The 14794-nt window shown below is 65.2% G+C and carries 12 protein-coding genes and 1 pseudogene; 11 read left to right on the forward strand and 2 right to left on the reverse strand.

All coding sequences use genetic code 11. The annotated features are described in order from the left end of the window. From AC1RT8_RS19870 to AC1RT8_RS19905, 8 genes and pseudogenes are all read left to right on the forward strand, one after another. Positions 1 to 132, forward strand: a pseudogene (locus AC1RT8_RS19870) (bifunctional D-altronate/D-mannonate dehydratase); the annotation flags it as partial. Positions 133 to 158: 26 nt separating this feature from the next. Beyond that, on the forward strand, positions 159 to 1220 hold the full coding sequence (locus tag AC1RT8_RS19875; RefSeq protein WP_493077708.1) for a LacI family DNA-binding transcriptional regulator: 1062 nt from the start codon (positions 159 to 161) through the stop codon (positions 1218 to 1220). Next, entirely contained in the window at positions 1220 to 2059 is an 840-nt protein-coding gene (kduI, locus tag AC1RT8_RS19880; RefSeq protein WP_493077710.1) for a 5-dehydro-4-deoxy-D-glucuronate isomerase, read from the forward strand. The genes AC1RT8_RS19875 and kduI overlap by 1 nt, the downstream gene beginning before the upstream one ends. A 74-nt stretch (positions 2060 to 2133) precedes the next feature. Then, complete coding sequence (locus AC1RT8_RS19885; protein WP_493077711.1) at positions 2134 to 3078, forward strand: DUF4861 family protein; 945 nt, start codon at positions 2134 to 2136, stop codon at positions 3076 to 3078. A 217-nt stretch (positions 3079 to 3295) separates the two neighbouring features. After that, positions 3296 to 4009, forward strand: coding sequence for a FadR/GntR family transcriptional regulator (locus AC1RT8_RS19890; protein WP_493077713.1), 714 nt, complete (start codon positions 3296 to 3298; stop codon positions 4007 to 4009). A 370-nt stretch (positions 4010 to 4379) separates the two neighbouring features. Next, entirely contained in the window at positions 4380 to 7022 is a 2643-nt protein-coding gene (locus AC1RT8_RS19895) for a TonB-dependent receptor (protein ID WP_493077715.1), read from the forward strand. A 126-nt stretch (positions 7023 to 7148) separates the two neighbouring features. Next, entirely contained in the window at positions 7149 to 8189 is a 1041-nt protein-coding gene (locus AC1RT8_RS19900; protein WP_493077716.1) for an alginate lyase family protein, read from the forward strand. After that, positions 8186 to 8899, forward strand: coding sequence for a FadR/GntR family transcriptional regulator (locus tag AC1RT8_RS19905; RefSeq protein WP_493077717.1), 714 nt, complete (start codon positions 8186 to 8188; stop codon positions 8897 to 8899). The genes AC1RT8_RS19900 and AC1RT8_RS19905 overlap by 4 nt, the downstream gene beginning before the upstream one ends. Here AC1RT8_RS19905 and AC1RT8_RS19910 read toward each other — a convergent pair. After that, the gene (locus AC1RT8_RS19910; protein ID WP_493077718.1) at positions 8896 to 10182 is read right to left on the reverse strand and encodes a serine hydrolase domain-containing protein; all 1287 of its coding nucleotides are present in this window, start codon (positions 10180 to 10182) and stop codon (positions 8896 to 8898) included. The two genes, AC1RT8_RS19905 and AC1RT8_RS19910, sit on opposite strands and share 4 nt — an antisense overlap. Before the next feature lie 101 nt (positions 10183 to 10283). Between AC1RT8_RS19910 and AC1RT8_RS19915 the strand changes: the two genes are divergently transcribed. From AC1RT8_RS19915 to AC1RT8_RS19925, 3 genes are read left to right on the forward strand one after another with little or no spacing between them, the layout of a single operon-like run. Continuing rightward, a complete protein-coding gene (locus AC1RT8_RS19915) occupies positions 10284 to 11090 on the forward strand; it encodes a glycoside hydrolase family 16 protein (RefSeq protein WP_493077720.1) in 807 nt (268 codons plus the stop codon). Then, complete coding sequence (locus AC1RT8_RS19920) at positions 11087 to 11764, forward strand: DUF6445 family protein (RefSeq protein WP_493077721.1); 678 nt, start codon at positions 11087 to 11089, stop codon at positions 11762 to 11764. The genes AC1RT8_RS19915 and AC1RT8_RS19920 overlap by 4 nt, the downstream gene beginning before the upstream one ends. After that, the gene (locus AC1RT8_RS19925; protein WP_493077722.1) at positions 11764 to 13509 is read left to right on the forward strand and encodes a pectate lyase-like domain-containing protein; all 1746 of its coding nucleotides are present in this window, start codon (positions 11764 to 11766) and stop codon (positions 13507 to 13509) included. Before AC1RT8_RS19920 ends, AC1RT8_RS19925 begins: the two co-directional genes overlap by 1 nt. Here the strand turns inward: AC1RT8_RS19925 and AC1RT8_RS19930 are convergent. After that, the gene (locus AC1RT8_RS19930; RefSeq protein WP_493077724.1) at positions 13506 to 14723 is read right to left on the reverse strand and encodes an MFS transporter; all 1218 of its coding nucleotides are present in this window, start codon (positions 14721 to 14723) and stop codon (positions 13506 to 13508) included. The two genes, AC1RT8_RS19925 and AC1RT8_RS19930, sit on opposite strands and share 4 nt — an antisense overlap. Positions 14724 to 14794: the final 71 nt, after the last annotated feature.

Genomic DNA, 14794 nt, shown 5'->3' on the forward strand with positions numbered 1-14794 from the left:
GGCCTGATGCACCCGGGCGACAAGCCGGGTCTGGGCGTCGACCTCGATGAGGAACTCGCCGCCAGATACGAATACAACCGCGCCTATCTCCCGGTGAACCGCCTCCAAGACGGCACCATGACAAACTGGTGAGGAGGCAAACTGGTGAGAGGCATATGATGGCTGACGCCAACCCGACCATCAACGATGTGGCGCGTCTCGCCGGCGTCTCGAAAAAGACGGTGAGCCGGGTGATCAACCGCTCGCCCTTGCTGTCGGACCGCATGCGCCAGCGCGTCGAGACGGTGATCCGCGACCTTGGCTTCATCCCCAACCCCCAGGCGCGCGGGCTGGCGCTCAGGCGCAATTTCCTGATCGGCCTGATCCACGACAATCCCAACGCGCAGATGGTGCTCGGCGTCGAGCAGGGCATCCTGGAGGCGATCCGCGATACCGAATTCGCGCTGGTCGTCCGCCCGGTCGATCGCGGCTCGCCCGCCATGCTCGACGATCTCCGCCAGTTCCTGGAGCGCCATCGCCTGTTCGGCGTGATGCTGTTGCCGCCCATTTCCGAGAATGACGCTCTTGCCGATCTCTGCCGGTCGCTCGGTTGCCGCTATGTGCGGATGGGGTCGGCGATGCTCGATGACGCCGATCATTCGGTCGCCTCGAACGATGCCGAGGCCGTCGTCGAAGCGACGCGTTACCTGATCGAGCAGGGCCATCGCCGGATCGGCCTCGTTGCCGGCCCGCACGGCTTTCGCTCGGCCCAGGAGCGCCGCAGGGGTTTCGAAACCGCGCTGGCCGAGGCCGGGATCAAGCTGCCGCGCGGCCTGATCGCCTCGGGCGATTATCGCTTCGAATCCGGCGTTGAGGCCGGCAACCGCCTGCTCGACCAGGTGCCGATGCCGACCGCGATCTTCGCCTCGAACGACGAGATGGCCGCCGGCGTGCTCCACGCGGCGCGCCAGCGCAACCTTGCCGTGCCGCAGGACCTGTCGGTCATCGGCTTCGACGATACCGTGATTGCCGGCCATGTCTGGCCGCCGCTGACCACGGTGCGCTGGCCGATCGCCTCGATGGCGCGGTCGGCGGCGCTGAAGCTGCTGGCCGGCACGCTCGCCGATGACGAAGGGACGACGGAGCCGTCGCTCTTCCTGTCCAAGCTGATCCGCCGCGCCTCGGTCGGGCGCCCGGCACCCGTGCCCGTCACGGCCCCCTTTCACCAAGAGGAAACATGATGTTCGATCGTACCTATTACGCCACGCACCCGGATATGATGGAGTGCGTCTCGAACGAGGAGCTGCGCGACCGCTATTTGATCCAGGGCCTGTTTCGCGCTGGGGAGTGCGTGCTGAACTATACCCATGCCGACCGTTTCGTGATCGGCGGGGTCGAGGTGGCGGATGCGCCGGTCAAGCTGCCCGACCAGACCGAACCGGCGTCCGCTGCCGGCCATCCCTTTCTCGAGCGCCGCGAGCTGGCGATCGTCAATGTCGGCAAGGCCGAGGGCACTGTCCTGGTCGATGGCGAGAGCTTCGCGCTCGGCAACAGGGACTGCCTCTACGTCACCATGGGCGCCAGGGACGTGGTGTTCTCCGGTACAGGCGCGCGCTTCTATCTCGCCTCCTGCCCGGCGCACAAAAGCTTCACCACAAGGAAACTCTCGATCGCGGACGCGAACGCGCTGGAGCGCGGCAGCCTGGAGGAATCGAACGAGCGCACCATCTTCCAGCTCGTCATCCCCGGCGTGTGCGATTCAGCGCAGCTCGTCATGGGCCTGACCGTGCTCAAGCCCGGCAGCGTCTGGAACACCATGCCGCCGCATATCCATGAACGCCGCAGCGAGATCTATTTCTACTTCGAGCTGGACGGTCCCAGCGACCGGGTCATGCACTTCATGGGCGAGGGCGAGGCCATGCGCCACATCGTCGTCGCCAATGAGGAATCCGTCATCAGCCCGCCCTGGTCGATCCATATGGGCTCGGGCACCAGGGCCTATGCCTTTATCTGGGCCATGGCCGGCGAAAACCAGGATTATACCGACATGAACGTGCTCGATATCTGCCAGCTGGCGTAATAACTCCCCTCCCGCTTGCGGGAGGGAACAGGATACCGAATGACCAACCCGAACGAGAACCATCGGAGAGCGTGATGCGGACCCTATCCACCCTCGCAGTGCTGCTCGCGCTGACCTCACCGGCCACATTGTCGGCACAGGACACGCCGGAAACCGCCCACCCGCTCGTCGCGAAAACGACCCTCCCCCCACCCTCCGCGGCAGACCGCGAGCGCCGCGCAGCGGTCACCCCGGCGCCCTATCGCTATGACGATATCCTCTGGGAAAATGACCGCATCGCCCACCGCATCTATGGGCGCGCGCTCGAAGCGGTCCAGCCGCCGTCGAGCTCGGGCATCGACATCTGGGGCAAGAATGTGCGCTGGCCCTATATGGACCGGCAGCTCCGCACCGGGCACCAGCACGACTATCAGGGCGAGGGTCTCGACTTCTACAACGTCAACGGTGCCCGCGGCGCTGGCGGCCTGGGCATCTGGTTCGACAATAAATTATGGACCTCGCGCAACTACGCCCGCTCGAGAATCCTGCAGGACGGCCCGGCCATCGCCGCGTTCGAGGTCGACTATGATCCCTGGCCGGTCGATGTCGCACGCAAGGTATGGGAGACGCGCCGCTTCACCCTGCCCGCGGGCACCAACTTCACGCGCATGGTTTCGACGATCCGGTCGGACAAACCCGAAGCGCTGATCGTCGGCATCGGCATCAGCAAGCGCCCGACGAGCGAGACCAAGCTCGGCAGCTTCACCGCCGACAAGACGACCGGCCGGGTTTCCTGGTGGGGGCCGACCGACCCCACCGACGGCACCATGGCGGTCGCCCTGATGGTCGATCCGAAAGCTTTGGTCGACGTGACCGAGGACTATGACAATTACCTGGTGCTGGTGCGTGTCCAGCCGGGCGTGCCGTTCGTCTATTATATGGGCGGCGCATGGGACAAGGGGCTGGATTTCCATAATCGGGCCGAATGGGATCGCTACGTCGCCGAGCAGAAACCGGACTTCGACCCATCGCATCGGTGAGCCTGGAACAGAACCATGCCCTTCCCCGGCGAAGGCCGGGGCCCAGTTGGAGAGGTGGTAGTAACGGCGCGCAGCGCTCACCATGATCGTCCCCCAACTGGGCCCGGCCTTCGCCGGGGAAGCAGCAGATATTGAACGGCACGCTCCCGCATCTTCCACGAGATGGGATAATACTGCGACAGATGATCTGCGCGCCGGTCTCTGCTAGGGTCGGGGCATGACGACCAAAGCCGCATCGCTTGCCGACGATCTGGTAAAACAATTCGAACGCCGCATCGAAGCGGGCGACATGCCGCCGGGCTCGCGCTTCCCCACCGAAAAGGCGATCACCGACAGCTTCGGCGTCAGCCGCACCGTCGTGCGCGAGGCCTTTGCCCGGCTCGCCGCCAGGGGCCTGCTCGAATCCAGGCGCGGCTCCGGCGCCTATGTCGCCGAAGGCGCGCGCTACCAGGCTTTCCAGGTCACGCCCGCGGAAATGGGCGGCATGGACGACGTCATCAAACTGCTCGAGATGCGCATGGCGCTGGAGACCGAGATCGCCGGCCTCGCCGCGGTCCGCCGCACCGACGAGAACCTCGCCGAGATGCGCCAATGGCTCGAGACGATGCGCGCCAGCGCCGACATCGACGAGGCAGTCGCCGCCGACATGGCGTTCCACCGCGCGATCGCCGCGGCAACGCGCAACGATTATTATCTCCGCTTCATGGATTTTCTGGGCATTCGCCTGGTGCCGCCCCGGCGGCTCTTCCTGCGGGATCGCGCCGATACCGAGCACCGCGCCTATGCCCGGGAGATCTACCGCGACCATGAATCCATCCTGCTCGCCATCGTCGCACAGGATGCCGCCCGCGCGCGCCTCGCCGCGCGGCGCCATATGAAGAAGAGCCTCGAGCGGCACCGCCAGGTCCAGACCGGACAGACGCCGGACTGAAGTCCGGGCGCCGCACGCTGCGGCATCGTCGACACTGAAGTTGGAGTCCGAGCCGCCAAAACTGAATCGTCACCCCGGACTTGTTCCGGGGTCCACCGTGCAGCGTGCAATACGCCGCTGCTCCTGCGAGCCAGTGGATGCCGGAACGAGTCCGGCATGACGAAGGATCGACGCTTCGAGCGCCCGCCAAGCATCGCCAGCACCCTCCCACACGCTCGTCGCGCTTGTCATACAAATTTTCAAACTTGTCATACAAATTTTGCGATTCCTGTTGACACAGGCTCTATTTCGGCGATGACTACGGATGACACCGGTAGCATCCGACTCGCACGAGTCGAGCAAAGCATGCCGGGCGATGAAGGGGGATGCCATGAAGAAAGTTGCGTTGCGCACAAGTGTGGGTATTTGCGCTCTTCTTGTTGCGACACCGGGCTGGGCGCAGGAGGCGCCCGCGCCGGCCCGGCCACGCTCTGTCGAGGCTCCGGATGACACCGCTAGACCTGAAAACGACATCGTCGTGACCGGCATTCGGAATTCACTCAAGCAAGCGGCCGACATCAAGCGTGACGCCACGCAGGTGCTTGACGTGATCACCGCTGAAGATGTCGGCAAGCTGCCCGACGCCAATGTCGCCGAAGCGTTGCAACGCGTTACCGGTGTCCAGATCACCCGGGTTTTCGGGGAAGGCCAGGCCGTTTCGGTTCGCGGACTGCAGCAGGTTCGCGTCGAAGTTGACGGTCGCACGCTGCTCGGTTGGTCATCGCGCCTGTCGCCGCCCGAAAATGATCAACTTGGACGATCGTCCGGCCTCGATCTGGTGCCGTCCAGCCTGTTCGGCAAACTCGAAGTCTTCAAGTCGCCGCTCGCCAGCCAGGCGGAAGGCGGTTTGGGCGGCACAGTGAATCTGATTACGCCCAAGGCGTTCGATTTCAGGAAGACGACAGTATCGCTGCGTGCCCAAGGCACGTATTCCGAAAATGCAAAGAAGTACGAACCAGGCTTTAACGGCCTATTTACCACAAAGCTGGCTGACGGCCGCATCGGCATTTTGATTTCAGGTGAATATCAGAAGCGCACCTCCGTCACACAGACGTTGGAGCGTAATGACTTCAACGATGCCAACTATACGGTTGGCGGAGTGACGAAAGTCTATCAGACGCCGGTACTGCTACAATATGAGAATTTTGTCGTCGACCGGTCGCGCTGGGGCGTGAACGGGTCGGTTCAATTCCAGGCGACGCCCAACTGGGTGCTGACCGCGGAGGGGCTTTATTCCTCCATTCGGACTGGGCGCTTCCAACAGCAGATCGGGCTGCGCTTGCCCACCACCGCCAACCCGGTGACCAATCCGGTGCTGCAGGACAATTTCGTCGTTGCGGGAACCACCGGCTCGGCCACGCTTACCACCTATGGTCAACAGCGCGACGAACCCGCGCACAGCCAGCTCTATTCGCTCAACAGCAAATACGATAACGGCACGTTCTCGATCAATGCCGACGGTTATTACAGCCGGGGCACCATCGACCAGTCCATCGAGATCATCACGCTTCAAAACGCCAGGCCTGTCTTTGGCACTTTTGATTTCCGTACCGGGCCGGTTCCAAGCCTGGTTCTGACGACAACCGGCGCGGCGCCCTTCGATGCCACCGATGTCGCCAATTACAGACTGGCGACCAACGGAGTACGCGCCAACCGCCTTATCGCGCTGCTTGAGGAATGGACCGGAAAGGTTGACGTCGCGTACAAGACCGATGCCGGCATCACGCTTTCCTCCGGAATCCGCTACACCGATCTGCATTCGGTCTCAAACGCCTATCGCAGTCAGGTTACGGTCCCGTTTGCCGACGTGGCGCCCTATCTCGTGAGATCCGATCCGGGAAACTACATGCCCGACGTCAACCAGACCCTCCCGCGCAGCTTCCTGGTTCCGACACCGGACGTGGACTATATCATCAGAACGGCGCAGGCCGCGCAGCCCAACCCGGACGGCAATGCGCGCAGTTCGCTGCTGCCCAACAACCAGCGGGACTATGATCTGAGCGAGCGGACGCTCTCCGGCTATGTGATGGTAGCGGCCGAGACCAACCTGTTTGGCCTGCCGGTCAAGGCCAATCTGGGCCTGCGTGTCGCCCATACCTCTCTTTCCGTCGATACCAATCAGGTTACGGCCGCGGGCACTTCGGCCGTAACCGACACCAATAGCTATACGCGATTTCTGCCCAGCGCGAACGCAGTCTTCAACGTTACCAATGACTTCCTGATTCGACTTTCCGCTTCGCAGACACTGCAGCGAGCCTCGATCGCCGATCTCGCGCCGTCTCGCTTCTTCAATGCCACCGCGCTGACGGTGACCGGCGGCAATGCGCAACTAAAGCCGCCGACGTCGCGCAACTTCGATATTTCCTTCGAATATTATAACGGGAAAAGTTCGCTCGTCTCGGGTGCGTTGTTCTACAAGAGCGTGCATGACTTTATCGCCAACTTCTCGACGTCAGGGACCGACATCAATTTCGATCCGCTCGGTCGCGTCCTGCAGTTCACCTACCCTGCCAATATCGCCACTGCGAGGATCCAGGGTTTCGAAATCGGCACTCAGCAGTTTCTTGATTTTCTGCCTTCACCGCTCGATGGCCTCGGCATCATTGCAAACTATACATTCTCCGATTCGAAGGACAATAATGACTTTCAGCTCGTGGCTGTTTCAAAAAACAGCTACAATCTCGTCGGTCTCTACGAAAAGGGACCTTTCTCAGCACGAATAGCGTACAACTATCGCGACAAGGCGATATTCCAGTTCAATCAAGGCCGCCCCAGCTATATTGCGGGGCGCTCGCAATTGGATGCGCAGGTCGGCTTTGATTTGCTGAAGAATCTTCAAATTAGCGCTCAGGCGGTCAATTTGTCGCCAGCAGATTCGGCAACGGTCGAATATAGCTCGATCGGCGCGGTTGCGCTCAATAGCTACGCGCTCGGGGAGCGGCGCTTTACACTCGGATTGCGGGCAAAATTTTAAAGACGGCCGGGCCTCCCAGGGCATGCTCCGCGCTTCCTTCCGACGGATGATACCTTCTCCTCCCCTCGCCCGACCGGCAGATCCCCTGCCGGTCGGGCATCCTGTCCGCGGTAAGGATGGCTCCATATGCTCCTGACCCTGTTCGCGCCCGTAATCGCGCTCGCCCAGCTGGCCGCTTCACCCGATTACGCCCTGCTCGGCCCGGCCTTCGCACGCCGCGGCGCCGACAGCGAAGCCGCCGCGGCGGTGATCACGCGGGCGCGCGCTGCGCTCACCCGCCCACCCGGCGCGATCCCGCGCCTGCACACCGAAGGCACCCTGCCGGGCAAGGGCATCCGCGAGATCAGCCTCGTCGCCAAGCGCGACCAGCCGATCGTTCTCGATCTGGCGATGGCGTGGCGGCTGACCGGGGACCGTGCCTTTCTCGATCAGGCCGGCCGCTATCTCGATGCCTGGTCGAGCATCTACCGGATGTCGTTCAACCCGATCGACGAAACCGGGTTCGACTTGCTGGCCATGGCCTATGACCTGACCGAAGCCGATCTGCCGCGCGCGAGCCGGGCGCGGATGGACGCGTTCTGGCGTCGCATGGCGACCGGCTATCTCGACGCAATGGACGGCAATCCCGGCCACGCCAACACCAACTGGCAGAGCCACCGGATCAAGCTGGCGACCATGGCCGCCTTCCAGATCGGCGACCGCCGGCTGGTCGACCGGGCCCGCGCCGCCTATCGCAAGCAGGTCATGGTCAATCTGCGCTCCGACGGCTCGACCTTCGATTTCGAGGAGCGCGATGCGCTCCATTACGTCACGTACAATCTCGACCCGCTGATGATGGCCGCACTCACCGCCAAGGTTCATGGCGAGGACTGGTATGGCTGGAGAGCGCCCGGCGGGGCCAGCCTGCCGCGCTCGCTCGACTGGCTGGCCGAGTTCGCCCGCGGCACGCGCACGCATATCGAATTCGCCAACTCGCAGATCCAGTTCGACCGCGACCGCGCCGCCTCGGGCCAGGCCGAATATGCTCCCCATGCCTGGCAGCCGGAAAATGCGATCGACACCTACCGGATTGCCGCCCTGCTCGATCCGCGCTTCGCCGAACTCGGCGATACGCTGGCCGCGAACAGCCGGCGCAAACCGACCGCGTGGATCAGCCTGTTCCAATGACCAAGGCTGCCTCGCTCGCGGACGAGCTGGTCCGCACCTTCGAACAGCGCATCGATTCGGGTGAGCTGCCGCCGGGCGCGCGCTTCCCGACCGAGAAGGCGGTCACCACCACCGCCGGCGTCAGTCGCACCGTCGTGCGTGAGGCGTTCGCCCGCCTCGCGGCGCGCGGCCTGCTCGTGTCGCGTCGCGGCTCCGGTGCCTTTGTCGCGGAGAACGCCCTGTATCGCGCCTTCCAGGTCGAGCCCGGCGACATGTGCGAGGTCGAGGACGTCGTGAAGCTGCTCGAGATGCGCATGGCGCTCGAAACCGAAATGGCCGGCCTTGCGGCCCAGCGCCGGACCGAAGACGACCTCGCCCTGCTCGGCCAATGCCTCGCCCGGCTGGGTGCCTGCGACGATGTCGAGCAGGCGGTCGACGCCGATGTCGCCTTCCACGCCGCCATCGCCCGCGCGACTCACAACGAATATTATTCGCGCTTCATGGAGTTCCTCGGCGTCCGGCTGGTGCCGCGCCGCTCGCTCTATCTGCGCAGCCAGGCGGATACGGCGCGGACCGACTACGCTCGCAACATCCACCGCGACCACGAAGCGATCTACGCCGCGATCGCCGCGCAGGAACCCGCCCGCGCCCGCCGCGCCGCCCGCCGCCACATGCAAAAGAGCCTGGAGCGGCACCGCCTGCTGACACCGACAGTCCTGATGAGAGACTAGTCGCCCGGCGGCCCGACATAATCGGCCCCGTACACGGCGGCCCGGATATCGTGGTGCAGAGTCCCGTCGAACGGCGTGACCTGAACGAAGAACACCACCGCCATCTCGTTGGCCGGATCGACCCAGAACAGCGTCGTCTCGGCGCCGTCCCAGAAGAACTCGCCGACCGATCCGCGATTCTCCTTTGCGTCACGCGGCTGGGCCGTCCGCACCGCGACGTCGAGGCCGAACCCGACCGCCCCCTTGCCCGGCAGGAAGAAGCGCCTTGTGATGCGCGGATCGAGCTGGTCGGTCGACATCAGCCTGACGGTCGACGGCGCGAGGATACGCACCCCCTCAAGCGTACCACGCCCAAGCAGCATGCGCGCGAACCGCATATAATCGTCGAGCGTCGAGGCGAGCCCCGCCCCGCCCATCGTCAGCCGGCGCGGCCCGAAATTGAGCGCGCGCGTCTTCTCGTCGGCCTGACGGACAAGCGTTCCGTCGGTCTGCTTCACATAGCTCGCGGCAAAGCGCGACAGCCGCTCCTGCGGCTGGGTCCAGCCGGTGTCGCGCATGCCGAGCGGGTCGAGGATGGTGCGCCGGACATGCTGCTCGAACGGCTCGCCCGTCAGTTTCTCGACCAGCAGGGCCTGGACGTCGACCGCCGCGCTGTAGTTCCACTCGGCGCCGGGATCGAACAGCAACGGCACCCGCGCCAACTTGGCGCCCATCTCCTCCAGGCTGTTGGTCAGGGTGAGCGGATCGATCTGGTGGAAGATCATGTCGGCGGCGGTGTCGCGCATGCCATAGGAAAAGCCCGCCGTATGCCGCATGATGTCGCGGATGCTGATCGGCCGCGTCGGGGCGCGTAGGACCGGCTTGCCGTCCGCGCCCGTGCCGTCGATCACCCTGGCCTCGCCAAAGGCCGGCAGATAGCGCGCCAGCGAATCGTCCAGACCAAACTTGCCCTGCTCCCAAAGCTGCATCAGCGCGACCCCGGTCACCGGCTTGGTCATCGAGAAGATCTGCACCAGCGTATCGCGGCGCATCGGCCGGTGCGCCTCGCGGTCGGCCTCGCCCGCCGCGCCGAAATAGCGTTCGGCGCCCTTCTGCCAGATCAGCGCCGACGCGCCCGTCACCCGCCCGCCGCTGACCATCTGGCTGAGCGCCGCATCGATCCGCGCCCGGTCGAGGGCGAAGCCGGATGTCCGGTCCGGGGCGCCCGCCCCAGCGCCTGCCCAGGCCATTCTCGGTGCGGCCAGGCCAAGCACGATCGTCGCCAATACGCTGCGTCGCTGCATTTCAGCTTCTCCCCTGTTGCCGGCGATGATAACGTTCACAACACTGGCTTTACAAGAGGGTTACCCCAGGCCAACCTTGACCGGAAGAGGATCGCCGCCCGATGAGTCTGCTTGTCCTGATGACCATCCAGGCGGCAAATCTGGCCGCGACCAACTACACGGTCGATGCGCCGATCGAGGCGCCGTCCGCCACACCTGACTGGGCCGATGAATTCGGCGGCAAGCGGATCGACACCGGTATCTGGCGCTTCGACACCGAACGCAACGCCCAGGGCTGGTTCAACCACGAGCTGCAATATTATGCCCCCGAAAACGCCCGGATCGAGCAGGGCGCGCTGGTCATCGAGGCCCGCCGCGAAAAGCTGCCGGCGAAACCCGACTGGGGCGGACAGGCCTATAGCTCAGCCAGGCTCGTCACCCGCAAGACCTATGGCTATGGCTTCTACGAGGTCCGCGCGAAACTCCCCTGCGCCCGCGGCACCTGGCCCGCAATCTGGCTGCTGCCGCCCGACGGGAAATGGCCCGACGAAGGCGAGATCGACCTGATGGAGATGGTCGGCTGGCAGCCGCAGATCGTCCATGCGACGCTCCACACCGGCGCGTTCAACCACGCCAGGGGAACGCAGCGTGGCGCCGAGAAGCTGGTGCAGACAAGCTGCGCCGACTTCCACCTATACCAGCTCGACTGGCGCGCCGATTCGATCACCATCGGTGTCGACGGCCGCGCCTATATGCGCGTGAAGAACGACCAGCCCGGCGGCAAGCCGGCCTGGCCGTTCACGCGCCCGTATAATCTCATCCTCAACCTAGCGATCGGCGGCGACTGGGGCGGCGCGAAGGGCGTCGACGATACGGCGCTGCCGCAGCTTATGACGGTCGATTACGTCCGCTACTGGAAACGGCGATGAGCGACATCGCCGTCCACCGCCTCGGCCGCGAGGCGCAGCCACTCGTCGTCATCGACGATTTCGTCCCCGATCCCGACACCCTGCGCGCCGCCGCGATCGCGACCGAATTCGGCCCGGCGCTGCATCACTATCCCGGTATCCGCGCGCCGCTGCCGGCCGATTACATGCCGCGGCAGATCCCCATCATCGCTGCGGCGCTTGCCGATGTCTTCGGTCAACCCGGCCCGATCGAAACCATCGATGCGAGCTTCTCGATGGTCACCGCCGATCCCACGGTCCTGTCGGTCAACCAGCGCCTGCCGCATTGCGATGCCTTCGCCGTCGAGCGCATCGCGCTGATCCACTACCTCTCGCCCGAAGGAGGCGACGGCACCGCCTTTTTCCGCCACCGCTCGACCGGCTTCGAGACGGTCGACCAGACCCGCGCCCCGATCTATGTCGGCCAGCTCGACGCCGAGCTCCGCCATGGCGGCGAGCCGCCTCTCGCCTATGTCGCCGGCGATACACCGCTGTTCGAACGCACCCTGCTCGCCGAGGCCCGCTATAATCGCGCGCTGATCTACCGAAGCTATCTGCTGCACAGCGGCGCGATCAGCCCGGGCGCGCAATTGTCACCCGATCCGGCCAAGGGCCGCCTCACGGTCACTGCTTTCCTGTCGGTGGAGAAACAATGATGCAAGCGAACCCAACCCGGCGGTCGGTGGTCGCCGGACTGGCCGGAACGGCGGTCGCTACCATGGCCGGACCCGCCACGGCCCGCTCGCCCGATCCCGATCTCGGCCCGAATGTCCTGATCGCCGATCCGTCCATGCCCCGCGCGCAGCTCCAGCAACGCCTCGACACGATCTTCCAGTCGATGGAACGCGCGCATTTCACCGATGCGCGCCATGCGATCCTCTTCAAGCCCGGCCGCTACGATCTCGACATCAATGTCGGCTTCTTCACCCAGGTCGCGGGGCTCGGCACCCTGCCCGGCAAGGTGACGATCAACGGCCATGTCCATGCCGAAGCGGACTGGGCCAAGGGCATGGCGCTGGTCAATTTCTGGCGCGGCGTCGAGAATCTCGCGGTCAGCCCGCCCGACGGCGCCGATCGCTGGGCGGTGTCCCAGGCCGCCCCCTATCGCCGTGTCCACCTTGGCGGCGACCTGGCGCTCGACGATGGCGGCTGGTCGAGCGGCGGCTTCATCGCCGACTGCCGGATCGACGGCGTGATCCGCTCCGGGTCGCAACAGCAATGGTATACTCGCAACAGCGAGATACGGGGCTGGCAAGGCTCGAATTGGAACATGATGTTCATGGGCGTAAACGGCGCCCCCGCGACGAGCTTTCCCGATCCGCCCTACACCAACATCCCGACCGTGCCGATCATGCGGGAAAAGCCCTTCCTCCACCTCGACGCGGGCGCATGGAAGGTCTTCGTCCCAGCCCTGCGCCGGGAATCACGCGGCACGAGCTGGGAGGGCGGGAAACCACACGGCATCTCGATCCCGCTGTCGCGCTTCTTCATCGCTCGCGAAGGCATATCGGCCAGCCAGATCAACGCGGCGCTGGCCCGCGGGCGGCACGTGCTGCTGACCCCCGGCATCTATCGCCTCGACGCACCTCTCCACATCACCCGCGCGAACACCATTGTTCTCGGGCTCGGCCTGGCGACCCTGCTGGCTGAAAATGGCAGCAAGGCAATCGCCGTCGCGGACGTCCCCGGCGTCACCATCGCCGGCCTGATGATCGATGCCGGCCCCACCCTCTCCTCCGTGCTGGTCGAGGTCGGACCCAGGGGAGCGACACGCGACCACCGCGCCAACCCCACCCTCCTCTCCGATCTGTTCTTCCGCGTCGGCGGCGCGACGATCGGCAAGGCCGAGACCTGTCTTGAGGTCAACAGCCATCACGTCATCGGCGACCATATGTGGATCTGGCGCGCCGATCATGGCGACCGGGCAGGCGGTCGAATCCATGTCGGCTGGGACGAAAGCATCGGCAACCAGGGACTGGTCGTGAACGGCGACGACGTCACGATGTGCGCCCTCTTCGTCGAGCATTTCCGCCATTACAACAGCTTGTGGAACGGCGAGCGCGGGCGGACCTGGTTCTACCAGAACGAGCTGCCCTACGATCCGCCCAACCAGGCTGCGTACATGGCCGGCACGACACGCGGCTGGGCCGCCTACAAGGTCGCCGACCGGGTCGAGGATCATCAGGCGGTGGCTCTCGGCATCTATGCGAACTTCACCGCCGATCCGAGCATCGTCGTCGAAAGCGCGATCGAGGCGCCGCACAAGCCGGGCGTCCGTTTCTCGAACGTCACGACCATCTCGCTCGGCGGCGGCAAGGGCACGATCGCGCATCTGGTCAACCAGGCCGGGGCGGCGGCAAAGCCGGGGGCGATCAAGCAGACGCTGGTCAGCTATCCCTAGCGCCGCCCGCGCACCCCGAGCACGCTCAGGCCGCCGCCCAGGGTCAGCCCCACCAATGCCAGCATCAGCGTGCCGAAATCACGCGGCGTCGCCAGCAACCAGGCGAGCAGCGGCCCGAGAAACGACGGCAGGGTGTTGGTCAGGTTGATCAGCCCGAGGTCCCGCCCACGGTGCAGCGGGTCGGGCAGCAACTGCATCGCAAAGGCCGCATGCAACGGCAGGAACACGCCCGATCCAATCGCATAGAGCGCGAAAGCCGCGGCGCCCATCGTCCAGTCCCGCGCCAGCGCCATGCCGAACAGCCCCATTGCCGCCACCATCGCGGCGGCGACCAGGAACGGCTTGCGGCGATCGATCCGGTCGGACAGGCGGCCGACCAGTACCGCGATCGGCAGCGGCACGATGAACGATATCGTCAGCAGATGCCCGACCCGCAACGCCAGGTCGCGCGGGTCCTCGTTCGTGATGCTCTCGAAATAATAAAGCAGGTACAGCGACAGCACCGCGCCCGCGACCTGGACGAACAGCCGGGCAGCCCAGGCCACGGCAAGGTCGCGACGGGGCGAGGCGAAGACCTTGGGCGGCTCGCTCGAGACCGGAACGGGGCGTGACCGGGACAGCAGCAGCGGCGTGACGCAGGTAGTGAAGGCCAGCACCACCATGGCGAACTGAGTCACCTCGCCGAACCGGTGCATGCCTACCACGATCGCGAGCACCGCCGATGCCGACGGATTGGCCAGCGCCAGCAAGCCGCCGGTAAAACCCTTCTGCGTATCCGGCACCTCGTCGGCCATGATCGCCGCGAGCGGCCCGAGCATCGCGTTGAGCGCGACCTGGAAGAGGATCGTCGCCAGGATGATCGCGCCTGGCGTCGAGGCGGCCCCGACCAGCGCATAGGACAAGGCCGTCGCGATCATGCCGCCCGCCACCCAGCGGCGACGCCCGCCGCCGGCCGCGACCGACCGGTCGCTGAGCCAGCCGAACAGGATGCTGCACAGGCTCGCCGCGATCGCCCCGCTGACCACCGTCGCGGTGAAGACGTCGAGCCGCGCGTCGCCCGACACGCCCTCGATCTTCATCGGCAACAACATGCTGAGCAGCGGCAGATACGCCATCACCCCGCCCGCATGCGCGATCGCGTAGATCAGCAGGAAGCCGATCGGCCGGTGGCCGTTGCGCGGTCCGGCCGCGAGCACAGGAGCAAGGGGTGGCATCGGCGGTTGCCGGACCTTGCTCTCCCCCGCGGCAATCGGCAACAGCCGGGGTTTCAGACTTCCGTCACCCC

This window comes from Sphingomonas sp. GW821-FHT10F11, assembly GCF_058809095.1.